This is a genomic window from Tenacibaculum piscium, assembly GCF_021390755.1.
Classification (GTDB): domain Bacteria; phylum Bacteroidota; class Bacteroidia; order Flavobacteriales; family Flavobacteriaceae; genus Polaribacter; species Polaribacter piscius.
This window is the reverse complement of record NZ_JAJGWR010000004.1, coordinates 62,382-86,202: the sequence shown is the minus strand read 5'-3', so window position 1 is coordinate 86,202 and position 23,821 is coordinate 62,382. Positions and strand designations below refer to the sequence as shown.

The following is a 23,821-nucleotide window of genomic DNA, read 5'->3' as shown; positions in this document are numbered from 1 at the left end:
GCTTTGCTGTATGAGCAAATTGTATTTGGTACCAACTCCCATCGGGAATTTAGAAGATATTACTTTAAGAGCACTTAGAATTTTAAAAGAAGTCGATTTTATTTTGGCAGAAGACACACGTACTAGTGGAAAATTGTTAAAACATTTTGAAATTGGAACACAAATGTATAGCCATCATATGCATAACGAACACAAATCTGTTGATGGTGTTTTAAATCGATTAAAAAATGGAGAAACTTGTGCTTTAATTTCTGATGCTGGAACTCCAGCTATTTCTGATCCTGGGTTTTTATTAACAAGAGCTTGTGTACAACAAAATATTGAGGTAGAATGTTTGCCTGGTGCAACTGCTTTTGTACCTGCTTTAGTAAATTCTGGTTTACCAAATGATAAATTTGTTTTCGAAGGATTTTTACCTGTCAAAAAAGGAAGACAAACCCGTTTAACGCTTTTATCCGAAGAAAATAGAACCATGATTTTTTATGAAAGTCCTCATAAATTATTAAAAACATTAGCTCATTTTGGCGAATATTTTGGACAAGACAGACAGATATCAGTTTCTAGAGAATTGACAAAATTATTCGAAGAAACCAAACGAGGAACAGTAGCAGAAGTGTTATCGTATTATACCGCAAAACCTGCTAAAGGAGAAATTGTAATTGTAGTTGCGGGAAAATAATTCTTATAAAAATAATATTCTTAGCGCTCATAAAATTTAAAATCTAACAAATCATTTGCTTACTATTGCTTATTTTTGTAGTTCTAACTTACACAATACATGGCTATATTTCATAAATTAAATATTGAAAAAATAATCAAAGAAACTGCCGATGCTGTTTCTATATTATTTACAATTCCTGATGAATTAAAAGAAGTTTATACTTTTATCGCAGGACAATATATTACTATTAAAGCAACGTTAAATGGTCAGGAAGTTCGAAGAGCGTATTCTATCTGTGCTTCTCCAAATAGTCATCAACTAAAAGTAGCGGTAAAAGCAGTGGAAAAAGGAATTTTTTCAACCTATGCAACTACGGATTTAACAGAAAATACCATTTTAGAAGTTTCTGAACCAGAAGGGAAATTTATTTTAGAGCCAACAGCGGATAAAAATTATCTTGGATTTGCGGCGGGTAGTGGAATTACGCCTATTTTATCGATGATAAAATCCGTATTAGAAAATGAACCAACAGCTACTTTTACCTTAATTTTTGGAAATAAAAGACCAGAAAGTACTATCTTTTATCAGGAATTAAATGCGTTATCTCAAAGATATTCAGGGAAATTTAATTTGCATTATATCTTTAGTAAAGAAGTTGTAAATGATACTAAATTTGGTCGAATAGACACAAGTTATGTTAATTATTTTATCAAAAATATTCACAAAGCGATTTCTTTTGATGCAACCTATATCTGTGGTCCTGAGGAAATGATTAATTTAGTTTCTAACACGTTACTAGAAAATGGTTTTGCTAAAGATAGCATTCATTTTGAACTATTTACTGCAAGTAGTGTCGAACAAGAAATTCCTGTGGCTTCTTCTGATGGAAAATCAGAAATTACGGTGTTGTTAGATGATGAAGAAACGACTTTTTCAATGGATAAAACTGATACGCTTTTAGCAGCATCTTTGCGCAATAAATTAGATGCGCCATATTCATGTCAAGGCGGTGTTTGTAGTAGTTGTATTGCAAAAGTAACCCAGGGAAAAGCGGTGATGTCTAAAAATTCTATTTTATCAGATGCTGAATTAGAAGAAGGTTTTGTATTAACTTGTGTGGCGCATCCTTGTACGCCAAAAGTAGTGCTTGATTTTGATGATATTTAAGAGCTATTATCTAGCTTGAATTAAAAAGAAATAATGGATTTTTACGATTTAAAAAACGCCTTTTTAGTAGGCGTTTTTATGGCCTTTATGATTGGGCCTGTATTTTTTATGCTCTTAAAAACAAGTATTTTAAAAGGAGCTAGAGCTGCCATTGCTTTTGATGTAGGTGTTATTTTAGGAGATATTTCTTTTATGTTAATTGCTTATTTTGGAAGTAGAAGTTTATTGATAAAAATAAAAGACGACCCTCGTTTATTTCTTATCGGAGGTTTTGTACTTGTTATTTATGGTTTGATTACATTTTTTGATAAAAAAAATAAAAAAGAAAATCAAGTGCCAGAAGTAACGTTATCTGCAACGAATAATTACCTAAAATTATTGATAAAAGGCTTTTTTTTAAATTTTATAAATATCGGAGTATTGGCTTTTTGGCTAGGATTGATAGTCGTCATAGGTCCTACGTATGATATGAATCCGAAGTATTTATTTTGGTATTTTGCTACCGTTATTTTAGGCTATGCACTTACCGATTTGGCGAAAATACTACTTGCAAAACAATTAAAAAACAAACTTACAGCGCTGGTTATTTATAGAATAAAGCGCGGAATGGGTGTTTTATTAATTGTTTTTGGAGCTGCATTGATGTTAAAAAGTTTTATTCCTAAAGATAAAATAGATAACTTATTGAATATCTTAATTGCTTAAATTTTTTAATTAAAAACCAATAATCATTTTAGCGATTCCGAAGTAAATTAAAATCCCAAAAATATCATTACTAGTGGTAATAAAAGGACCCGTAGCAATGGCAGGGTCAATACCTCGTTTATCTAAAAATAAAGGAATAAAAGTTCCTATTAAACCTGCGACAATTATCACCACAAAAAGTGATATCGAAATAGCACTTGCAATTTTAATGTCTTGTTCTGATATAAAAATGAATAAAAACAGTAAAAAAGCTAACGCCAAACCATTAACCATGGCTAAGGAAACTTCTTTTAATAATCTATCGGTAATACTTCCTTTTACATCATCATTAGCAATACCTTGTACTATAATTGCTGATGATTGTACGCCTACATTCCCCGCCATCGCAGCGATTAAAGGCGTAAACATAAATAAAATGGCATTATCAACCATGGCATCTTCAAAAAATCCCATAATACTTGCGGCACCAACGCCTCCTAATAATCCGAGGAAAAGCCAAGGCAAACGTGCACGTGTTAGCTCCCAAATAGTATCATCAGCCTCTACATCTTGGGTAATACCTGCAGCTAATTGATAATCTTTATCAGCCTCTTCTTTCATCACATCAACAATATCATCGATGGTAATTCGTCCTACTAAAACACCTAATTCATCTACAACAGGGATTGCTTCCAAATCATATTTTCGCATAATATTGGCAACATCTTCGGCTTTATCTGTAACATTTACAAAATCTACTTTTGGAATATATACTTCCGAAATTTTTGTTTTTGTTGCGGCAATTAATAAATCTTTTAACGATAAGCGTCCTTTTAATTTACCAGCATCATCAATTACATATATAGAATGTACTCTTGTAATTTCTGCAGCTTGAATACGCATTTCTTTTTCACAACGGGTAATTGTCCAATTTTCATTAACTTTTACGAGTTCTTTTGCCATCAAACCACCTGCAGAATCTTCATCATAACGTAATAGTTCTACAATTTCTTTAGCGTGTTCTTGGTCTTCAATTTCTTGCATTACTGCTTGCTTCCTTTTGTCAGGAAGTTCAGAAATTACATCGGCAGCATCATCGGTATCAAGTTCATCAATTTCTTCCGCAATTTCTTTGGCGGTTAATTGTTCTAATATTTTTTCACGAACATCATTACCAACATCCATCAGTACTTCTGATGTTGTTTCACTATCTAATAAACGGATAATATAAACGGATTCTTCAAAGGGTAATTCATCTAATATTTCGGCAATATCAGCGTGATGAATTTCATTAAACAAGGCATTAAGTGCGTTGTTATTTTTATTTTCGATGTATTTTGTTACATTTTCGAGTAGTTCTTGAGTAATTTCAAATGCCATTTTTTGCTATTTTACTCGATAATCGAGATTTAAATATTTATAATATCTGATTATCTGATTTGTCTTTTGCTATTTTATCGGTCAATTCAATAAATTTTTGTACTGATAATTGTTCAGGACGCATGGTAAAAATAGGATCTTGTTTTAAAGCATCAGAAATATTGAATGATTTTAAGCTAGAGCGCAACATTTTTCTTCGTTGATTAAAGGCTGTTTTTACGACTCTAAAAAATAATTTTTCATCAACAGGTAGGCTATAATCTTTTTTTCTGGTTAATCGAATAACACCCGAATCTACTTTTGGCGGTGGATTAAAAACAGTAGGAGGTACGGTAAATAAGTATTCTACATCGAAGAAAGCCTGTGTTAAAACAGACATAATTCCATATACTTTACTTCCTTGTTTTTTGGCAATTCTTTTGGCGACTTCTTTTTGAAACATTCCTGCAAATTCAGGAACAAAATCTCTATATTCAATGGCTTTGAATACAATTTGCGTAGAAATATTATATGGAAAGTTACCGATAATAGCGACTTGTTTTTCTTTAAAAACGTCTTTTAAGTTTTTCTTTAAAAAATCGCCTTCAATTATTTCAAATTTTTTGCTAGTCGTATCTAATTTAATATGTTCTAACGGAAAAGTATCTTTTAAATAGGCAACCGAATCATAATCGATTTCCATTACCGTCGTTTTCGTTTCTCTTTTTAATAAATATTTGGTTAAAACGCCCATTCCAGGACCAATTTCTAAGACTTCTTCATAGTCTTTTCCAATTAATGCATCGGCTATTTTTTTAGCGATATCTTCATCGGTTAAGAAATGTTGTCCTAGATGTTTTTTTGCTCTTACTGTCATATTTTTTAGTTATTAGCTATCGTAGGAAAAAATTCATTAATTACTTGTAATTCGGTACGAAATGCTAATACTTTATCGGCAAATTGATTAAAACTAGCGGTTCTAAGTCTGTCTGCATGAGTATCGTAATATGCGTCTAAATCTTCTCTAGTTTTGGCGGTATATTGAATAGCATAGGTTGTTCCTCCCATTTCTTCTTCGACTAAAACCTGAGTTAATTTGGCGCTTAAAAAGTGTCCTGTTGCTAAAACTTCAGGAATATGATTTTTTATCCAAACAACCCATTGTTCGTGTACACTTTCATCAATATTTATGGTTACGTTATATATATACATTATTATTGTTGTAATTATTACAATTGCTATAATTAATTTTTTTTAAGATTATTTTCAGCAATTTATGGTTGTTTTCAAGTTAAATTTGAGTTTTTCTCAGTTCTCTAAAATATTTTCTGGCATCAACTACATAGATGCTAGAAGCGTGGTCAAAAATAATCTTTTGATAGTATTTTTTTGCCTTTTCAGGGCTATTTAATTTTGTTCGATATAATTCTGCCATTTGAAAATATACGGCATCAATATAAATTCCATTTTTATCGAGTGTTATTATTTTGTTATAATTTGCAATTGCTTGTTGATATTTTTCTTGTTTTGTTAAAATATTGGCTAATTTAAACAACGCTTCATCTTCAATAGGTTGTCCTTTATATTTTATGATTAGTGTTTTTAAAAGTGTAATTGCTTGTTTATTTTTATTTTGAAAAGCGAATAAATCGGCTTTTGCATATTCTTTTAAGCCACTAGAAATGCTATCTTTAGGTTCATTATCAGAAATTGTTAAAAATAAGTTAGCTGCATCATTGGCTATTAATTGTGTTGCGGAACCTTTCAAAACTTTTAGTTGTGCTTTTGCCCATTTGAAATCATTTTTAAAGTAGGAAGTTTGAGCAACTTTAAACTGAGCTTGTTGTCCTATGGGATGATTTTTAAAATTAATTTGTACTTGAGAGAAGTAAATTAAGGCGTTATTGAAGCTGCCAAGATATACTAAAACGTCTGCTATTTTTAGGGTGATTATTGCTTTTGTAAATTTAGAATTGGCAAAAGTTTTGGCTTTTTCTAAGATTAGGAGTGCTTTTTCGGGATTATTTTGGGTAAAAGTTAGATAATCGGCAAAGGTTATTTGAATATCGATTGTATTTTTATTGATACCATATTTTTTGAAAATTGTTCGAAATTGTTCGTTAATATTCTCGTGTTTATTTTCGGATTTATTTTGATGTTTTATTTTGATTGCTATTTTCAAATTATTATTGATAGCATTGAATTTATCGCTTGTATTATTGGATTTTTCAATGATGATATCAAAACATTTTTGAGCAGTTTGATAAGCGTTATTTTGCAGGGCAATTTCTCCTAATTCATTTATTTTGGGTAAATAATTTGAATCTCTAGCGAGTAATGCTTTTTGTTGCACGAGTGCTTTTTCGTATTGTTTTTGTTTTATAAATAGCCAAGATAATAGGTCGTTCCAGCTATTTTTAGGCTTGCTGATTGCTTTTCGGAGTAAGGTTTTTTTGAATAAAATATTCGTATTATTTTCAGGATTTTCGGTAATATATTTACTGGTATATCGTTTTACGTTGTTTAGATATTGGTCATTTTTATCGACTAAATCAACATAGGAATCGAACATTTTACTAAACTCTCCTTTTTCGCCATAAATTTGAGCAAGTTGAAATCCGTAATTGGCTTTCGGATTTTTTTCCATTATTTTTTGATACGTTAAAATAGCCAAATTTAGTTTATTATATTCTTTAAAAAGACGTGCGATTGTTGTTGCGTAGTGTCCTTTTTTTGTTAATGATTTTAGGGCGATTTGATATTGATTATTGGCTAATTTTATTTTTTTTTGACGTTCAAAATTGTATCCTTTTATGATGGATATATAGGTTAATCTTGGTTTTTCTTTTAGGATTTTCGTTAGCTTATTTTCGGCAATTTGATATTGGTTTGTTTCTTGATAACAGGTTATTAATTTTTTGAGATAATTGGTATTATAGGGATTTTTATCGTGTAGTTTTTGATAAAAAGGAATTGCTTTTTGATAGTCATTATTTCTGAAATAATTTTCAGCAATCATAAAATCATTTTGTTGTGCATAGGAATTTGCATTACAAAATAGACTAAAAATCAGTATATTAATTAGTAGTGTTATATTTTTCATCAATCAAAAATACTGTATAAATATTATTTTTTCGAGTATAGTTTCTTAATAATCAAAAAAAAATCCGAAGTAAAATTTACTTCGGATTTTTTTGTTATGGGAAAATTTTATAAATATCATTTCGTTTTACAAAACGCACAATTGATATTTCATTTTCATTATAGTAAATTCCTAAGCGATAATCGCCAATTCGTATTCTGTAAGCATCTGGATGACCAGAGAGTTTTTTTACACTAGAAATTTTTAATAAATCATCAATATCTTCAAGTTTTATAAAAACTTCGGATAAATTTTTTAATAATTTTTTAATAATTTTTTGTCTTTTATTTTTTTCAAATCTTTTTTTAAACTTTCTAGATAAATAACGTTCATTTTATTCTAACATTTTAAAGATGTCTTCTCTAGGAACTATTTTAGTTCTATCTGCTTGTTGCATTAAAAGTAAAAGACCTAAATCTTCTTTTTGCTCATTAGTTAAACCATCTAATTGTTCTTTTTCTTTGTTTTGGACAAACAATTCAATAGCTTTTTCCATCAAAGCTTTTACACTTAATCCTTCAAAAGCAGATAATACTTTCAGTTTTACAAGAATTGTATCATCGATTTCTATTAATTTTTTCATAGTGAGATGTTTTGTATATACAAAATATGATAGATGCAAATATATATTATATCAAAAAAAATCCGAAGTAAAATTTACTTCGGATTTTTTTATAGAAATATTAAAAAAAATGTATTAATATCCAATTTTTCCACGCACTCTTTGTAATACTTCATCGGCTACTTTGCGGGCTTTTTCTGCACCAACGGCTAGTGCTTCATCAATTTCATTTCTATTTTCCATGTAATGATTGTATTTTGCACGAGCGTCTGAAAACTTATCAATAATAAGTTCATACAAGGCTTGTTTTGCGTGTCCGTATCCGTAATTTCCACCTTCATAATTGGCACGCATTTCAGCAATTTGAGCATCCGAAGCTAATAAACTATAAATAGCAAATACGTTATCGGTATCAGGATTTTTAACTTCTTCAAGAGCTTTGCTATCGGTTTGAATTGCCATTATTTGCTTGCGTAATTTTTTATCTGGCAAGAAAATATTGATAAAATTATCTCTTGATTTGCTCATTTTCTCACCATCAGTTCCAGGAACTAGTTTGGTGTTTTCACTGGTTTTTCCTTGTGGTAACACGAAAGTTTCACCAATAACATTGTTTACTCTATTGGCAACATCTCGAGTCATTTCTAGGTGTTGTAATTGGTCTTTTCCCACGGGAACAATTTGGGCATCGTATAATAAAATATCGGCGGCCATCAGCATTGGATAGGTAAATAAACCACTATTTACGTCGGCTAAACGGTCGGCTTTATCTTTAAAACCGTGTGCTAATGTTAAACGTTGATACGGAAAATAACAACTTAAATACCAGCTTAATTCTGCTACTTGCGGGATATCACTTTGGCGATAAAAAACAGTTTTATTGATGTCAATTCCACAGGCAAGCCAAGTTGCTGCTACACTATAGGTGTTTTCTCTTAATTCGTTTCCGTCTTTAATTTGAGTTAACGAGTGCATATCAGCGATAAAAATAAACGATTCATTTTTAGCGTCATTTGCCATTTCGATAGCGGGTAAAATGGCACCTAATAAGTTTCCTAAGTGTGGAGTTCCAGTACTTTGTACTCCTGTTAAAATTCTTGACATATATCTGTTTTGAAAAATTATAATAATAATCGTTGCGATTATTACCAGTACTTGTATGATAGCAAAAATACGTTTTAAATTTATCAAAAGAAAGAAATTAGTACATTCGCATTTATGAAATATATACTTTTTCCTTTTCGATTAATCTGGCGAATTTGGTTTTATCTTTTGATGATTTTATCGGTATTTATGATGACACCTTTTGTGTTATTTCTTTTATCGGATGAAAAAAAGTATGGTTCTTTTTGGAAATTGATGCGAGTTTGGTCCTTTTTCTTAATTTACGCCATGGGTTTTAGGCTTAAATTTGATAGACAAGAAGTTTTAAATCCTGAAGAAAGTTATGTTTTTATAGCCAATCACAGTTCTTTATTAGATCCTTGGATATTGATTGCTTCGAGTAAAAACCCGATTTTATTTGTCGGGAAGAAAGAGTTATCAAAAGTGCCATTATTTGGTTTTTTCTATAAAAAAGCCGTGATTATGGTCGATAGAAATGATCCAAAAAGTCGAAGAGAAGTTTATACACAAATTAAAAAACGTTTGGATACAGGTTTGAGTATCGCTATTTTTCCTGAAGGATTAGTGCCATCGGAAGAGGTGATTTTAGCGCCTTTTAAAAATGGTGCATTTAGTTTATCGATACAATATAATATGCCGATTGTGCCACAAGTTTATTTTGATGCAAAACGTTTATTTTCTTGGGATATTTTTAAAGGATATCCTGGTGTTTTTCGTGTAAAACAATTACCATTTATAGCAACTTCAGATTTGGTTCCGAAAGATAAAAAAGCCTTAAATAAGCAAGCTTTTGAGTTATTATATAAGGAATTATCAAACGATAACTTGTATATGAAGGACACGAATCGTTTAAAAAAGAGTTAAAAAATGACTTCAAAAATATCGCCTATTTACAGTGCGAAAGAGGAAAAATTAAATGTATTAACGCATGGTTTTGGTTTATTATTGGCAATAATTGCCTTTCCTTTTTTGATATTAAAATCAGTTGTATATCAAGGTTTTTGGCAGGTCGTTAGTTTTGGGATATATGGTTTTAGTTTGTTGATTTTATATACAGCATCTACTTTTTATCATGCGTCTAAAAACGCAACAATCCGCCGAAGGCTAAATATTTTCGATCATGCTTCAATTTATGTGTTAATTGCAGGAAGTTACACGCCATTTTGCTTGGTTATTTTGCCCGAAAAAACAGGTTGGTATTTGTTTATTTTTGTGTGGTTATTTGCGTTGCTAGGTGTTGTTTTGAAACTTTTTTTTACAGGAAAATATGATAAATTATCAACAATATTGTATTTAATAATGGGCTGGCAAGTACTTTTTTTAATCAAACCGTTGATGGATAATTTAGCATCAGAGGGTTTATTTTTTTTAATTGCAGGCGGTGTTTTTTATACGATTGGTGCTGTTTTATATTCGATTAAAAAAGTGCCTTATAATCATGCTATTTTCCATGTTTTTGTACTTTTAGGAAGCTTTAGTCATTTTTGGGCAATTTTTAAATATGTGTAATTTTACCAATTACAAAAAGGCATTTTACTTAAATTCGAATTGTAATATTTCACAATTCCTGTAACTTCTTTTCCGAGCCAATCAGGTTTTTCAAAGGCTTCATTTTCTTCGGATAATTCTATTTCTGCAACGACTAAACCTTTATTATCTCCTAAAAAATCATCAATTTCATAAGTGTGATTATTTGATTTAACTAAATAACGATATTTTTCAATACTACCTTTTTCGCATAACTTCAATAAATTTTGGGCTTCTTGTAACGGAATTTCTTTTTCCCATTCAAAACGAGTAGTGCCACTTTTATTTGATGCGCCTTTGATGGTTAAAAAACCGCTATCATCCTTAATGCGAACTCGTACGACACGTTCTTTTTGAGAGTTTAAAAAACCTTGTTTTATATAGTTTTTTTGATGTGCTTCTTGTTTGTAGGCATCAGAAATTACTAAGAATTTACGTTCTATTTCAAAAGTCATATTTAAAATTTATAAGAAGTTATTTCAAGTTTTAACGAATGTATCATTTTTGTAGTTATTATTAAATATCTTTGAGTTTTTTTATCAAAATTATTAAAAAATTAAGCAGTAAATTTTAAAAATAAATGGCATTAATTACAACAAAAGCAATTGTTTTGAGTGCTATAAAATATGGTGATACCAGTTTAATTGTAAGCTGTTTTACTTTGGAAGAAGGCATTGCTTCTTATATGATTCGTGGTGTTTTAACATCGAGAAAAGGTGCGCTTAAAAAAGCGTATTTTCAGCCTTTAACACAGTTACAAATTGTGGCAAATCATCGTCAAAAAAACAGTAAAAACGCCTTAAATTCGATAAAAGAAGCCCAAGTAATCTATGCGTATCAAGATATTTATACATCGATTGTAAAACAATCAATTGTACTTTTTTTATCAGAAATTTTATCAAAAGTTATACGAGAAGAACAAAAAAATGACGTTTTATATCAGTATCTCGAAACGGCGTTAATTTGGTTGGATACACACGATAAAATAGCTAATTTTCACTTAGTTTTTTTGTTGAATTTATCAAAGTTTTTAGGTTTTTATCCTGATGTTTCTCAAAGTAATAAACCTGCATTTAATTTAGAAGAAGGACGGTTTACAGAGGCTCAATATGAAAAATTAATCCTTACAGGAAGTGAATTAATGCTTTTTAAAAAGCTATTGGGCATAAATTTTGATGCAATTAATACACTTTCTTATGATAAAAAGGAACGAAAAAGTATTCTTGGTATTATAATTCGATATTTTGAATTGCATGTAGCAGGATTCAAAGAGCCAAAATCATTAGTTATTTTAGAAACCGTTTTTAGTTGATTTATGAAGCCAATTATAGTCTTATTTTTTTTATTTACAAGCCTTGTTCTTTTTTCGCAAAAGCTTACATTAATTGATGCTAAAACAGGCAAAGCAATTGATGGCGTTGCTGTATATAATAAAAATAAAACAAAATCGGCGATTAGTTCTGTTGCTGGTTTTGTGAATATTTCGGAGTTTAAAAAAGAGGAAATTTTGATTTTTTCACACGTTTCTTATGCCGATTTTCAAGAAAAAAAAGCCGTATTAAAAAAGAATAACTATCAAGTTTACTTATCAAAACATACGGAACAATTAGATGAAATTATTGTTTCAGTATTTAAAAATAAAGAAAAAACGAACAGAATTGCCGAACAAATTGCGGTTGTTTCCTTACAAGATATTCAAAAGATATCACCTCAAACTTCCGCTGATTTATTAGCAAATATCGCAGGAATTAAAGTACAGAAATCACAATTTGGAGGCGGAAGTCCTGTACTTAGAGGGATGGAAAGTAATCGTGTTTTATTAGTGGTCGATGGCGTTCGTATGAATAATGCCATTTATAGAAAAGGACATTTGCAAAATTCCATTACCGTAAATCCGAATTTATTGGAACGAACAGAAGTTGTTTTTGGTCCTTCTTCAGTTATTTATGGATCAGATGCCTTGGGAGGTGTTATTCATTATTATACGAAAACGCCAAAATTATTTAAAGTATCGAATCAAAATAAAAACGAAAATAAAAGCAAAAATAATTCTAAAAAAAGCACTATAAAAGCAAGTCATTTTTTGCGATATAGTTCGGTAAATAATGAAGTAACAAATTCAATAACTGCCGAATTACAATTTGAAAAATGGGCATCGCTTACCAATATTTCACATAGCAATTTTGAGGATTTAAAAATGGGGAAAAACCGTACGCACGGTTTCGACAATTGGGGAAAAGTTTTTTTTTATTCCGATAATTTAAACGGAAATTACACAGAAAACCCGAAGAAAAACACCAATGTAAATTTACAAAAAAATACAGGATTTCATCAAACAGATTTTTTGCAGAAATTCTTTGTACCATTATCAAAAAATACCGATTTTAAATTGAATATTCAATATTCTACCTCTTCGGATATTCCTAGATTTGATAAATTAACAGCACTAAAAGATGGCGGTTTAAAATTTGCAGAATGGTATTATGCACCGCAAAATAGGGTGTTAATTTCTTCTCAATTAGATATTAATCCGAAGAAAAAATGGCTTGAAAAAGGAACCATTATTTTAGCGTATCAAAATATTGAAGAAAGTCGTATCCAGCGAAAATTTGGAAGTTTAAAACGTTCGTATAAACACGAAAATGTAAACGTTTTTAGCATAAATACCGATTTTACTGTTCCACTAGCAAAAAAACGAGATTTAGCCTACGGTTTTGAACTTACGTATAATGATGTAAATTCCAAGGCTTATGGAAAAATACTAAAAATTAACAATACCAATAATTCTGAAATTAGAAATAATAGTATCGGTTTTGAAGATAATTTTATCGTGCAATCTCGCTATCCTGACGCAGGAAGTAATTATTTTAGTTCGGCAATGTATTTAGATTATCGCCAAGATATTTCACGTAATTCTACCTTAAATACAGGAATTCGATGCACCAATACCCAATTAAATGCTCATTGGAAAAATCAAGAATTTATAAAATTACCAAGCAATGATATTCATTTAGAAAATACCGCCGTAACCGCAACCGCTGGATATGTCTATAAACCTGCTGAAAATTGGCAATTAAATACGGTGTTCTCTTCAGGATTTCGCTCGCCAAATATTGATGATGTTGGAAAAGTTAGAGAAAAAAATGGTGAAGTTACTGTGCCAAATATCCACTTAAAACCAGAACACGCCTATAATGCAGAACTTGGCGCTCAAAAATATTTCAATCATAAAAAATTCCGAATCGGAGCAAATATATATTACACTTTATTAAATAATTATATTTACAGAGAAGCGTTTATTTTAGGTGAAAAAGATACAATTTTATATCAAGAAGAACTCACAAATATCGTGGCAAATGTGAATAAAGGAAATGCCTATATTACTGGCGGAACGCTTAGTTATCAAGGACAAATATCCGAAAATTGGAAAACTTTAGGAACGATAACTTATACCAAAGGAAGGGCTTATGATACCAATTTACCATTATCATCAATTCCTCCATTATTTGGTCGTTTTGAATTGAATTATTTTAATGAAAAATTCGAATCTGGAGCAAATTTGATCTTCAATGCTAAAAAAGATATTTCAAAATATAATCTGGAAGAAGGGATTGATAATCAGCAACAAACACCAGTTGTAAATCAAGATATAACAAAAGATATTGATAGCTATTATGGTTCGCCAAGTTGGGTAACGCTTGGTTTATATGCTAAATATATCGTAAATTCGAATGTTACCATACAAACACAATGTAGTAATTTATTAGATGCACATTATAAAGAATTTGCTTCAGGAATTTCAGCTTCTGGACGTAATATTTCAGTATCTTTAGTAACTAATTTTTAAATTTAGATACATGATTAATATTTTTAAAATTGTAAGTTTATTAGAAGGAATATCTTACATATTATTGCTTTTTATAGCTGTTCCGATTAAATATTTACAAGGCGATGCAAGCTATGTGAAAATGCTAGGAATGCCTCACGGATTGTTGTTTGTAGCCTACATAATTTTAGCGATTATGTTAAAACCAGAACAGCAATGGAACACGAAAACCTTCGGAATAGTTTGTGTATTATCGTTGTTACCTTTCGGAACTTTCTTTGTTGGGAAATATTTAAAAGCGTAATTTTAACAACTTTTTTATTGAAATTTTTTATTGATTTTCATTAAAATGAAAACACTCGAAAATAAACAATTGCTTTTTTTTGAGTGTTTTGTGCTTTTTTTTAACGATTATCCACCGCTAACAGGCGGAATAATAGCAATAACATCATTTTCTTTAATCGTATCATTTTCTTGTGCATATTGTTCGTTAATGGCAACGGCGTAGGCACTTATATTGGCTAATTCAGGATATTGTGTTGTTAGTAATTTTTTAAAAGAAGTAACGGTACAATTTTCGGGAAGCGTTAGCTCTAAAGAGGATTTTTTGATTAAATCGGTAGCAATACCGAAACATAATACGGTTATTTTCATCAGAATTTATTAAATATATTGATTATTTTGAAGTTTTAAAATTACAATTTAATTCCGAAAACAATACTATTTTCACGTTTTCCATTAAAAATCGCATGTGCAAAATCGATTCGTAAAAACCGCCATTTTCCAAAACCGATATTATCCAAACCAATAGCCAATTCCGAATATGGTTTCTGATTGGCAGTAAGCAATCTTTTGGCACTTCCAACCAAGTGAAAATTTAGTTGATTTAACAATGGAATTTTACTTAAAATAGCGCCTTTAAAATTATATTCACCATGAAATTCAGCATATTTATCATTTGTACTTAATTGATAATAGGGCAAATTATAAAAGTTGTTTACATAGTTTTTTTTAGGAGCAATGAGCAAGCGATTTCCATTAAAATGGGCATAATCCATAAATGGAATGTCTTTTTTCTTAAAAAATAGTCCGCCTTTTATTCGATATTTAAATACGCCCCAATTGTTTAAATTTAGTTTTTGACTAATTTCTGAATACATCATTTGTGAATTCCAACGAGCTTTATTTGCACCAAAATTTTTATGATATCCAATAGTTAAAGACGGATATTTATGAGTTTTGATATTGTGTTTTTTTGTAGGATAGGATACATATTTTTGACCAAAATTAACGGTGCTACTTACTCGAAATAACCACATATTATGAGGTGTAAATGAGCTTGTAAAATTGGTTGGTTCTTGCGGATTATTCGATGTGTAAATTTCATCTTTATTCGGAAACAGTACATAATCAGTGTTGTTAAACAGTGGTTTTCTATCGGCATATTCTAAGGATGAACCCAACTCGATACCATTTACAGGTTCTTGGGAAAAAGCAATTTTAGCAAATTTTTTCTCATAAATTTTGATGTAATTATTTTTAAAAAAGATAGAACTTCCTGTATTTGCTAGTCGTAAAATGGGTTTGTTATCGTTAAATTGAGCGGTTGTTGTTCCGCCAGAAATTGTTAGTATTGGTTTGTCAATATTGTTCCATTTATAGGAAAAATTAGCAACAGCAGTTATTCTTTTATCAGCAAAACCGTAATTTATTTTTGTATTTGTACTTAATTTTTGTCCTTTTTCGTCGAGATCTTTTGAAAAATTGATTCCAATAAAAGAATTCCAGCCTTGAACCGTATTGAATCTTAAATATTTTATAGGTGATGAAAAACGGAGTTTCCATTTTTCGTGTGTATTATTGTGTGAATATCCAGTAATGATGTTAAAAGCTTTAAACAGATTCTTTTTTTTATCGATGGAATCGGTATATTTCTTTGAACTTCGGATAATTTTCAAACTATCTTTGAGTTTGTAATCGGCAATTTCTTCGGATGTTAAACGTACGGGACGATTTTTTTTCCAATATGTGCTATCTTTTTGAGTGGCATTTTCATCAAAAGATAAAATTTCATTGCTAAAATATTGTTTGTCAAAATTAGGTTTAAAATCATAGTTGGAGTAGGTTGCTGAAAACCGTCCATTAAAATGAAAGCCAAAAATTCCTGCTTTAAAATCGATAATTTGACTACTAGGCATCCACGCATCATTTTTTTGTGAATACTCTTGTTTTAATCGTAATGATTTTACAATTGGCATACTTATTTGAGCGCCTGTAACTGTTACATCGATTTTATAAATTGCCCAACTATGTGCTACAATATAGATATATCCGCTAAAAACAGGGTCATTTTTTCGTTTAGGAAGTAGTTTTATTTTGCTTATTAAAGTTCCTTTTTCATCATAAAAAGTACCAGCTAGTTTGTAGTGATAATAATTAAAAGCATTGTTTGCGATGGGTGAAATTAATAGAGCATCGCCAAATTTAACGGCATTTTTATACAAATTGATATTCACTTCTTTTGCCTGATTAAAGCTAATACCGTTATCGGTTCCCGAAACTTTAGAGGCAAGAATATATTCTTTAAATCTTTCAGGTTTCTTTTGATAGGCAATTGTAGAAATTGTTTCAGAAAGATAGACAATTCCACTTCTTGTGGTGTCTAATCCTCCGCCCATATCGTCAATTTCTTTTCCTAAAAATTTTTTGGGAAGATTCTTAACTTTAAATAATCCACGAGAATAGAAATCGGCGGTGTATTCTGCAAATTTATCGGTATTTTTCTTTTTAGAAGCGATGGCTTTTTTAATAATTATATTGGCAGTATTTACTTTAGAAGCGATTAAAACCTCTTCTAAAACTTCATCTGCAATAACTTCTTTGTCTATAATTTGAGCGAAAGAATTGAAGCAGTTTATTGACAATATCAAAAAGAATACGATACTTTTTTTATTCATAATTTATTGAATACACCTGTTTTTATTTGTCGTAACAAATTATTTTTCGTCTTCTTTTTTCTTTTTCTTACCAAATAATCCGCCTAAAACATCGGTTACTTTTTTTACAGTTTCTGTAGTTTTTTCTGTTTTGGTCGTGTTTGTTTTAGTGGAATCTGTTTTTTTAGTTCCCAGTAGATTCCCGATAGTATTTACGGTTGATTTGACAGTGTTATTTACTGAATTTGTAGCTTGATTTGTAGTTTTATTTCCTGATATTTTCCCAAGTGCTTTGTTAATTAAATTTTCTTTTTGTTGTTCTATTAATTTTTGACTTAAATTTTTTACCGAAGAAGCCATATCTGTTTTTACCGAAGGATTTTTCATATTTCCTGTAATATTTGCGGTAATTGGTATGGTCATATTTTGATCTTTTTCGCTTAGTTTGGCAAGTAAACCTTGAGTTTCGCTTCCTAAATATTTGGCGGGCACATTTAAGGTGATGTTATAATTCATATTTTGGTCAAAACTATGACTTCCGCCTACATTAATGTCAATATCGTTATATTTTAATTGAAAAGGTTTTACAACAACTTGTCCTTTTTCAAAAGATACTTGTGTTTTAAGGTCTTTTAAGTTTAGTTTATTCATATCAATAAATGAAATTTTATTACTTAAAAGGCTTAACGCTTTTGTTTTTTCTGGATTAATTTTAGTGTTTAATAATTCTGCCAATGCTTTTCCTGATAAGGATGCTAAATCGGGTGTAAAATCATTATTTAAAACTCCTGATAAATTAATGGTTGAATTTAAGTTTCCTGTCATCGCTCCTGCAATCGGGCTGATAGCTTTAAGTAATTCCAATCCGTTAAAAGATTCGGCTATATCAAAAGATTTGATGCCTAAATCCATATTAAAAGAAGGTGTTTTTTCCTGCGTGTTTACAGTTCCGTTAAAAGAAATATTTCCTTTAAATAGTTGTGCATTTACATCTTGCAAGGTTGCTTTTTGATTTTTTATCAATAAGATTCCTGTTACTTTTTTCAGGGTTAAATTATCGTAATAAACGGTATTTGCGTTGGCTAAAATTTTACAATCTAAGAATGCGGGAATTTTTAAGGAAGCCGTTGTTGTTTCTTGATTTTTATCTTGTTCTTTTTTTGAATTTTCAGTAGCAGTTTCTTGCATAAAATCATTCAGATAAAAAGCGTTGGAATTTAGCTTAAAATTTCCTTGTAAATTTTTATCAGCAAGAACAAATCCTACTAAATTTTGAAGTTCTCCAGTAGCCTTGATATCACTTTTTCCTGTGGTTGCATCAAAGTTTTCTAGGGTAACGACTGTAGGTGTAAAATTAATTTTCGTACTTTTTATATGGATTGGGTGTATCATTTCATCCGAAGAAAATACAAGATTATCTACTTCAATATGCCCATTATTTTTAATGCGATTTACCACATTATTTTGAATGGCATTTACATCGAATTGGGTATGTAAATCGGCTTTTAAAATTCCTTGCAACTCATTTTCTAAGCTAACAGGATATGCTTTATGAAGGTTTGCTAAGTTTAAAGTTCCTTTTAATTTAGCGTCAATTTTTGGGTTTTTGGTGATGTTATAAGCAGTTCCACTACCAGAAAAAATATCTTCATCAATTTTAAAAGAAAGTCCGTTGATTGTTATAAAAGTATCATCTATTATTCCAGAAGTATTTTTCAAGCGCATATCCATGGTAATATTGCGCACACTTTTAGGTAAATCAGGATATTTAAAAGAAGCATTTTCGGCTTTTACGGAAATATCTAAAAGCGGAATTTTAGTATCGGTTACGAGTCCTTTTACAGTTCCTGATATGCTAAAGTTTCCTGATGTTTTTACATTTTCGATACTTTTTGTATAGCTTTTAGGGACTAATCCTAAAAAGTTTTTAAAATCGGAAGAAGGCGTTTTAAAGCTTAAAGCTACTTCTTGATTTTTTTCATTTAATTGTACATATCCGTCAAAAATTAACGGCAATTCATTTAGTTTGGCTTCATTTTCTAAAAATGAAAATTTACTATTAACTAAGTCTATTTTTAACAGGGCGTCTAAGGCTATTTTTTGATTTTTCGCATAAGAATTTCCATCCATTTCAAATGAAATATTCGTAGTTGTTTGCGTGTTTAATTCAGAAATAGCTTCTGAAAAATCACCTTTACCATGATGATTAAAATCTGTTAATATAAGTTTTAGCTTGCTTTTTTTATCATGATATTTTATCAATGTATTTTTGATAGCATAAGAATTAATCGCAAGTCCAAAATTGCTTGTTGCTTGATTTTCTTGATTATTTATTTCGGTGTTTTCTGGCGTATTTTTTGTTGGTTTTGCAATATCATAATTGGCAATTCCTGCTTGATTGACCAGAACATTAACCGTTGCATCTTCAATAGAAAAAGATTGAATAGTCAGTTTTTCTGTTGCTTTTTTTAATAGTTCGGTAAGTTTTAAGTCCAAATTAATTTCTTTGGCAAATAATAAGGTATCGCCATCAAAAGGTTCTTTATTGATGATAGAAACATTAGAGAGTCGCACTGATGCGTTTGGAAAATCTCGAAACAAACTAAGATCTGCTTCTGAAAAATTTAACTGTGCCGTGATGTTATTATTTACTGTTTTTTTAACTAATGTGATAATTTTATCTTGAAATAAAAAGGGTATTGAAATTAATAAAATTAACAAAGCAATAAATATGGTTATCAGTATTTTATATATATTTTTCATGGATAAAAAATTTAAAAGCATCGATTTGTAGAAGATACAAAGTTCCGAAATTATTTGTTAAGAAAAAGATAATAAATGAAACTAAAAAAAATACTGTTTTAAAAAAAAAAAAAGCTATCTAAATTTATGAATTTAGATAGCTTTTTTATTTTCGGATAATTTTAAGTTTAAAAATGATTAGTTTTTAGAAAAAAACCATTTTAATCCTTTTTTAGGTTTTTCTTCGGCTGCTACTTTTTCTATTTTTTGATTTTTCATAGATTCATCTGTAAATAAATCTACGACAAAATCGTCATAACTTTTACCGATTTCTTCTTTTAAATAGGCATCGAAATATAATTTACTCGCAGGTTCACCTTTTATTTTTTCTATTTCTAGAAGTGTTTTATAAAGTGGCGCTATTTTTTCGACAACACTATTTGGTAAGGATTTTCTACGACCAGTATAACCAACTACATTTCCTTTTTCATCTTTATCGATGGTGAAATCAGTAATTACCCAGTAATATCTACCTGTTCTGGTTAGGTTTTTAACAATGGCATGAAAGTTTTTTTTTCCTTTTAAGTTTTCCCATAATACTTTGAAAATAATTTTAGGCATATCCGGGTGCCTAATAATATTATGAGGTTCGCCAATCAATTCAATTTTATTGTATTCAGAAACTGCTTCAAAAGCATCATTCATGTACAAAATAGTTCCAGAAGCATCTGTTTTACTAATAATTGTTTGTGTTTTGTCCCATTTTATTTCTTCATTAATAATTTGCTGGGGGCGAAGTGGGTTTTTTATCATTTGTTTTTTTTATCTTTAACACCGCAAAATTATAACATTTACTTAACACTGCAATGTTAAATCAATTAAATATTTGTATAACGCAGAAAAACTGCTTATGTTTTAAGTAAGCAGTTTCCTATAGTATTCGTGTTATTATGAGCTAGTTAGTTCCTCTGTTTAGATGAAATCACCAAAGAAAAACCAATTTAAGCCCTTTTTAAGTTTACTTTCGTATTCAGGCTCTATTTCTTTTATTTCAGCTATCTTTTTTAGCTTTTCTTCATTTAAAGATTCTTCTTTGAATAAATCTACGACAAATTCGTCGTAACTTTTACCAACTTCTTCTTTTAAGTAGGCTTCAAAATAGAGTTCACTTGCTTTTTCACCTTTTAGTTTTTCAATATCTAATAATATCTGATATAAAGGTTCGATTTTTTTAACAACACTAGGCGGTACTGATTTTCTTCGTGCAGTGTATCCCGTAACATTTCCAGCATCATCTTTATCAATGGTGAAATCAGTAATAACCCAATAATATCTACCTGTTTTTGTTAAGTTCTTTACAATGGCATGATAGTTCTGTTCTTGCTTCAAGGCATCCCATAAGGCCTTAAAAGCAACTTTAGGCATATCTGGGTGTCTGATAATATTATGAGGCTCACCAATTAATTCAATAGCACTATATTCACAGGCATCTGTAAATACACTATTGGCGTAAAGAATTGTTCCTGCAGTATCAGTTTTACTAACAATTGTTTGGGTTTTATCCCATTTTACTTCTTCGTCAATTATTTGCCTAGGGGAGGTATCCATATTCTATATTATTTGTTTTAAGTAAAAAAACAAAATTAAGAAGAAATTATCTTGTATAAGATTATTTTAGTAATATTTTTAACTTTTAACTCTCTTACAAAAATGTATATTTGTGAGTTCAAACAAACAACAACGAAACTATGAGTGATTCTAGAAAAAGACGTGAAGCTTTGTTATATCATGCCAAGCCAAAACCAGGGAAAATAGCAGTAGTACCTACTAAAAAATATGCCACACAACACGATTTATCGTTAGCATATTCACCAGGAGTTGCTGCACCTTGTTTAGAAATAGCAAAAGATAAAAAAAATGTATATAAATATACAGCTAAAGGAAATTTAGTAGCCGTTATTTCAAACGGAACAGCTGTTTTAGGACTTGGAAATATAGGAGCAGAGGCTTCTAAACCAGTAATGGAAGGGAAAGGCTTACTGTTTAAAATTTTTGCAGATATCGATGTTTTTGATATTGAAGTTGATACCACTGATGTGGATAAATTTGTAGAAACGGTCAAGGCGATTGCACCAACTTTTGGTGGGATTAATTTAGAAGATATTAAAGCTCCTGAAGCTTTTGAAATAGAACGAAGATTAATCGAGGAGTTAGACATTCCTGTAATGCATGACGACCAACATGGAACCGCTATTATCTCTACGGCAGCGTTAAAAAATGCCATCGAAATTATTGGTAAAAATATAGCAGATGTGAAAATTGTAGTAAACGGCGCAGGTGCCGCTGCAATTTCTTGTACTCGTTTGTATTTAGCTTTAGGAGCTAAAAGAGAAAACGTGGTTATGTGCGACAGTAAAGGTGTTATCAGAAAAGATAGAGATGATTTAAGCTCGCAAAAAGCCGAATTTGCTACCGATAAAGACTTACATACTTTAGAGGAAGCGATGCATAATGCCGATGTTTTTATTGGATTATCAAAAGGAAATATTGTAACGCCAGCAATGTTATTGGCAATGGCAAAAGATCCGATTGTTTTTGCCATGGCAAATCCAGATCCTGAAATTGAATACCAAACAGCCGTCGATACTCGTGATGATATTATTATGGCAACAGGAAGATCTGATCATCCGAATCAAGTAAATAATGTGCTTGGTTTTCCTTTTATTTTTAGAGGTGCTTTAGATGTTAGAGCCACCAAAATTAATGAAGAAATGAAAATGGCAGCCGTACACGCCTTAGCAGATTTAGCTAAAAAATCGGTGCCAGAACAAGTCAATATCGTATATGATGAAGTGAGCCTTTCTTTTGGTCGTGAATATATTATTCCAAAACCTTTTGATCCTCGATTAATTTATGAAATTCCTCCAGCAATTGCAAAAGCAGCTATGGAATCAGGTGTAGCACAAGAACCAATTACCGATTGGCAAGCATATCGAGAAGAATTAATGGACAGGTCTGGTAGTGGAAGTAAAGAAATTAGATTGCTACACAACAGAGCCAAAAAAGATCCAAAACGTGTTGTATTTGCTGAAGCAGATCAAATCGATGTGTTAAAAGCTGCACAGCGAGTTTCCGATGAAAAAATAGCAATTCCAATCTTATTAGGAAGAAAAGACGTGATTTTAGAGTTGAAAGAAGAACTAGGTTTTGATGCCGATGTACTTATTATCGATCCTAAAACAGACGAACAAACCGACACTAGAAACAGATACGCAACCACTTTCTGGAAAACAAGACAACGTAAAGGAATTACCTTTTTAGAGGCGCAAAAATGGATGCGTGAACGTAATTATTTTGCCGCGATGATGGTAAATACTGGAGAAGCAGATGCACTAATTACTGGATATTCAAGATCATACGCATCGGTGGTAAAACCAATGTTAGAATTAATCGAAAAAGATAAAGGCGTTACTAGGGTAGCAGCAACAAACATGATGCTCACCAAGCAAGGACCAATGTTTTTAGCCGATACAACTATTAATATTAATCCAACAGCCAAAGATTTAGCCAAAATAACACAATTAACTTCCGTACTTGCTAAAATGTTCGGAATGACCCCACATATTGCAATGCTAGGTTTTTCAAATTTTGGCTCATCAAAAGCTGAAAGTTCAGTGAAAATAAGAGAAGCCGTTGCGTATATTCACCGTCATCACCCAAATGTAATTGTTGATGGAGAATTACAAGCCGATTTTGCCTTAAATCCTGAATTATTAGCCAAAGAATTTCCATTCTCTAAATTAAATGGTAAAAGACCAAATATTTTAATATTTCCAAATTTAGAATCAGCAAATATTACCTACAAGTTAATGAAACAACTTGATGGTGTAGAATCTGTTGGACCTATTTTATTAGGAATGAGTAAACCTGTGCATATCTTACAACTAGGTGCAAGTGTCGATGAAATGGTAAATATGGCCGCAGTTGCTGTTGTAGATGCTCAAAATAAAGAACGAAAAAATAAGCAATCATAAATAATTTAAAAATTAATATAAATTTTTGTTTATTTTAGAACCCTTGAAAATCAAGT

The 23,821-nt window shown here is 30.5% G+C and carries 21 protein-coding genes; 9 read left to right on the top strand and 12 right to left on the bottom strand.

The annotated features are described in order from the left end of the window. Positions 1-10 precede the first annotated feature (10 nt). From rsmI to L0U72_RS08235, 3 genes are all read left to right on the top strand, one after another. Complete coding sequence (rsmI, locus tag L0U72_RS08245) at positions 11-679, top strand: 16S rRNA (cytidine(1402)-2'-O)-methyltransferase (RefSeq protein WP_101918594.1); 669 nt, start codon at positions 11-13, stop codon at positions 677-679. A gap of 99 nt (positions 680-778) precedes the next feature. Then, positions 779-1,828, top strand: a complete 1,050-nt coding sequence (locus L0U72_RS08240) for a ferredoxin--NADP reductase (protein ID WP_193706453.1) — start codon at positions 779-781, stop codon at positions 1,826-1,828. 33 nt (positions 1,829-1,861) lie between these two features. Then, complete coding sequence (locus tag L0U72_RS08235; RefSeq protein ID WP_233883316.1) at positions 1,862-2,533, top strand: LysE family translocator; 672 nt, start codon at positions 1,862-1,864, stop codon at positions 2,531-2,533. A 9-nt stretch (positions 2,534-2,542) separates the two neighbouring features. Here L0U72_RS08235 and mgtE read toward each other — a convergent pair whose 3' ends face one another. The 6 genes from mgtE to trpS form a co-directional block, all read right to left on the bottom strand. Next, on the bottom strand, positions 2,543-3,892 hold the full coding sequence (gene mgtE / locus L0U72_RS08230) for a magnesium transporter (protein WP_233883318.1): 1,350 nt from the start codon (positions 3,890-3,892) through the stop codon (positions 2,543-2,545). 37 nt (positions 3,893-3,929) lie between these two features. Then, positions 3,930-4,748: a 16S rRNA (adenine(1518)-N(6)/adenine(1519)-N(6))-dimethyltransferase RsmA gene (rsmA, locus tag L0U72_RS08225; protein ID WP_233898862.1), complete on the bottom strand. Its 819-nt coding sequence runs from the start codon at positions 4,746-4,748 to the stop codon at positions 3,930-3,932. Between the two features lie 5 nt (positions 4,749-4,753). Further along, positions 4,754-5,083 carry a DUF4286 family protein gene (locus L0U72_RS08220; protein WP_193699972.1) on the bottom strand — a complete coding sequence of 110 codons (330 nt, stop codon included), beginning with the start codon at positions 5,081-5,083 and terminating at the stop codon, positions 4,754-4,756. A 79-nt stretch (positions 5,084-5,162) separates the two neighbouring features. Continuing rightward, positions 5,163-6,974: a tetratricopeptide repeat protein gene (locus tag L0U72_RS08215; protein WP_233898861.1), complete on the bottom strand. Its 1,812-nt coding sequence runs from the start codon at positions 6,972-6,974 to the stop codon at positions 5,163-5,165. Between the two features lie 373 nt (positions 6,975-7,347). Continuing rightward, the gene (locus tag L0U72_RS08210) at positions 7,348-7,596 is read right to left on the bottom strand and encodes a hypothetical protein (protein ID WP_101918602.1); all 249 of its coding nucleotides are present in this window, start codon (positions 7,594-7,596) and stop codon (positions 7,348-7,350) included. 114 nt (positions 7,597-7,710) lie between these two features. Further along, positions 7,711-8,679 carry a tryptophan--tRNA ligase gene (gene trpS / locus L0U72_RS08205; protein WP_233861538.1) on the bottom strand — a complete coding sequence of 323 codons (969 nt, stop codon included), beginning with the start codon at positions 8,677-8,679 and terminating at the stop codon, positions 7,711-7,713. Between the two features lie 114 nt (positions 8,680-8,793). On the opposite strand from trpS, the gene L0U72_RS08200 reads away from it, so the two are divergent. Both L0U72_RS08200 and trhA read left to right on the top strand, forming a co-directional pair. Next, positions 8,794-9,564 carry a lysophospholipid acyltransferase family protein gene (locus L0U72_RS08200; RefSeq protein WP_233861536.1) on the top strand — a complete coding sequence of 257 codons (771 nt, stop codon included), beginning with the start codon at positions 8,794-8,796 and terminating at the stop codon, positions 9,562-9,564. A gap of 3 nt (positions 9,565-9,567) precedes the next feature. Then, entirely contained in the window at positions 9,568-10,209 is a 642-nt protein-coding gene (trhA, locus tag L0U72_RS08195) for a PAQR family membrane homeostasis protein TrhA (protein WP_233898860.1), read from the top strand. Between the two features lie 2 nt (positions 10,210-10,211). Here trhA and L0U72_RS08190 read toward each other — a convergent pair whose 3' ends face one another. After that, positions 10,212-10,682, bottom strand: coding sequence for a CYTH domain-containing protein (locus tag L0U72_RS08190; protein ID WP_233883330.1), 471 nt, complete (start codon positions 10,680-10,682; stop codon positions 10,212-10,214). Positions 10,683-10,807: 125 nt separating this feature from the next. Between L0U72_RS08190 and recO the strand changes: the two genes are divergently transcribed. The 3 genes from recO to L0U72_RS08175 are packed head-to-tail and all read left to right on the top strand — an operon-like array spanning position 10,808 to position 14,357. Next, positions 10,808-11,539, top strand: coding sequence for a DNA repair protein RecO (gene recO / locus L0U72_RS08185; protein ID WP_233883332.1), 732 nt, complete (start codon positions 10,808-10,810; stop codon positions 11,537-11,539). 3 nt (positions 11,540-11,542) lie between these two features. Further along, on the top strand, positions 11,543-14,074 hold the full coding sequence (locus L0U72_RS08180; protein ID WP_233898859.1) for a TonB-dependent receptor: 2,532 nt from the start codon (positions 11,543-11,545) through the stop codon (positions 14,072-14,074). 10 nt (positions 14,075-14,084) lie between these two features. Then, positions 14,085-14,357 carry a DUF3817 domain-containing protein gene (locus tag L0U72_RS08175; RefSeq protein ID WP_101918608.1) on the top strand — a complete coding sequence of 91 codons (273 nt, stop codon included), beginning with the start codon at positions 14,085-14,087 and terminating at the stop codon, positions 14,355-14,357. Between the two features lie 107 nt (positions 14,358-14,464). On the opposite strand, the gene L0U72_RS08170 is transcribed toward L0U72_RS08175, so the two are convergent. From L0U72_RS08170 to L0U72_RS08150, 5 genes are all read right to left on the bottom strand, one after another. Then, entirely contained in the window at positions 14,465-14,707 is a 243-nt protein-coding gene (locus tag L0U72_RS08170) for a MoaD/ThiS family protein (protein ID WP_233898858.1), read from the bottom strand. A 41-nt stretch (positions 14,708-14,748) separates the two neighbouring features. Next, positions 14,749-17,010, bottom strand: coding sequence for a DUF5686 family protein (locus L0U72_RS08165; RefSeq protein WP_233898857.1), 2,262 nt, complete (start codon positions 17,008-17,010; stop codon positions 14,749-14,751). A 39-nt stretch (positions 17,011-17,049) separates the two neighbouring features. Further along, complete coding sequence (locus L0U72_RS08160) at positions 17,050-19,752, bottom strand: AsmA-like C-terminal region-containing protein (protein WP_233898856.1); 2,703 nt, start codon at positions 19,750-19,752, stop codon at positions 17,050-17,052. 177 nt (positions 19,753-19,929) lie between these two features. Then, a complete protein-coding gene (locus tag L0U72_RS08155; protein ID WP_233861513.1) occupies positions 19,930-20,544 on the bottom strand; it encodes a PAS domain-containing protein in 615 nt (204 codons plus the stop codon). 159 nt (positions 20,545-20,703) lie between these two features. Continuing rightward, positions 20,704-21,339, bottom strand: coding sequence for a PAS domain-containing protein (locus L0U72_RS08150; protein ID WP_101918613.1), 636 nt, complete (start codon positions 21,337-21,339; stop codon positions 20,704-20,706). Positions 21,340-21,479: 140 nt separating this feature from the next. Between L0U72_RS08150 and L0U72_RS08145 the strand changes: the two genes are divergently transcribed. Continuing rightward, positions 21,480-23,765, top strand: a complete 2,286-nt coding sequence (locus L0U72_RS08145; protein ID WP_101918614.1) for an NADP-dependent malic enzyme — start codon at positions 21,480-21,482, stop codon at positions 23,763-23,765. Positions 23,766-23,821 lie beyond the last annotated feature (56 nt).

What these genes read in the sequence shown, in the direction of transcription:
- mgtE (WP_233883318.1), bottom strand. Translation starts at nt 3,892, where the DNA reads ATGGCATTTGAAATTACTCAAGAACTACTCGAAAATGTAACAAAATAC.
- L0U72_RS08200 (WP_233861536.1), top strand. Translation starts at nt 8,794, where the DNA reads ATGAAATATATACTTTTTCCTTTTCGATTAATCTGGCGAATTTGGTTT.
- rsmI (WP_101918594.1), top strand. Translation starts at nt 11, where the DNA reads ATGAGCAAATTGTATTTGGTACCAACTCCCATCGGGAATTTAGAAGAT.
- L0U72_RS08210 (WP_101918602.1), bottom strand. Translation starts at nt 7,596, where the DNA reads ATGAAAAAATTAATAGAAATCGATGATACAATTCTTGTAAAACTGAAA.
- L0U72_RS08175 (WP_101918608.1), top strand. Translation starts at nt 14,085, where the DNA reads ATGATTAATATTTTTAAAATTGTAAGTTTATTAGAAGGAATATCTTAC.
- L0U72_RS08240 (WP_193706453.1), top strand. Translation starts at nt 779, where the DNA reads ATGGCTATATTTCATAAATTAAATATTGAAAAAATAATCAAAGAAACT.
- L0U72_RS08190 (WP_233883330.1), bottom strand. Translation starts at nt 10,682, where the DNA reads ATGACTTTTGAAATAGAACGTAAATTCTTAGTAATTTCTGATGCCTAC.
- trhA (WP_233898860.1), top strand. Translation starts at nt 9,568, where the DNA reads ATGACTTCAAAAATATCGCCTATTTACAGTGCGAAAGAGGAAAAATTA.
- L0U72_RS08160 (WP_233898856.1), bottom strand. Translation starts at nt 19,752, where the DNA reads ATGAAAAATATATATAAAATACTGATAACCATATTTATTGCTTTGTTA.
- L0U72_RS08180 (WP_233898859.1), top strand. Translation starts at nt 11,543, where the DNA reads ATGAAGCCAATTATAGTCTTATTTTTTTTATTTACAAGCCTTGTTCTT.
- L0U72_RS08150 (WP_101918613.1), bottom strand. Translation starts at nt 21,339, where the DNA reads ATGGATACCTCCCCTAGGCAAATAATTGACGAAGAAGTAAAATGGGAT.
- L0U72_RS08155 (WP_233861513.1), bottom strand. Translation starts at nt 20,544, where the DNA reads ATGATAAAAAACCCACTTCGCCCCCAGCAAATTATTAATGAAGAAATA.
- L0U72_RS08165 (WP_233898857.1), bottom strand. Translation starts at nt 17,010, where the DNA reads ATGAATAAAAAAAGTATCGTATTCTTTTTGATATTGTCAATAAACTGC.
- L0U72_RS08235 (WP_233883316.1), top strand. Translation starts at nt 1,862, where the DNA reads ATGGATTTTTACGATTTAAAAAACGCCTTTTTAGTAGGCGTTTTTATG.
- trpS (WP_233861538.1), bottom strand. Translation starts at nt 8,679, where the DNA reads ATGTCAAGAATTTTAACAGGAGTACAAAGTACTGGAACTCCACACTTA.
- L0U72_RS08170 (WP_233898858.1), bottom strand. Translation starts at nt 14,707, where the DNA reads ATGAAAATAACCGTATTATGTTTCGGTATTGCTACCGATTTAATCAAA.
- recO (WP_233883332.1), top strand. Translation starts at nt 10,808, where the DNA reads ATGGCATTAATTACAACAAAAGCAATTGTTTTGAGTGCTATAAAATAT.
- L0U72_RS08215 (WP_233898861.1), bottom strand. Translation starts at nt 6,974, where the DNA reads ATGAAAAATATAACACTACTAATTAATATACTGATTTTTAGTCTATTT.
- L0U72_RS08145 (WP_101918614.1), top strand. Translation starts at nt 21,480, where the DNA reads ATGAGTGATTCTAGAAAAAGACGTGAAGCTTTGTTATATCATGCCAAG.
- rsmA (WP_233898862.1), bottom strand. Translation starts at nt 4,748, where the DNA reads ATGACAGTAAGAGCAAAAAAACATCTAGGACAACATTTCTTAACCGAT.
- L0U72_RS08220 (WP_193699972.1), bottom strand. Translation starts at nt 5,083, where the DNA reads ATGTATATATATAACGTAACCATAAATATTGATGAAAGTGTACACGAA.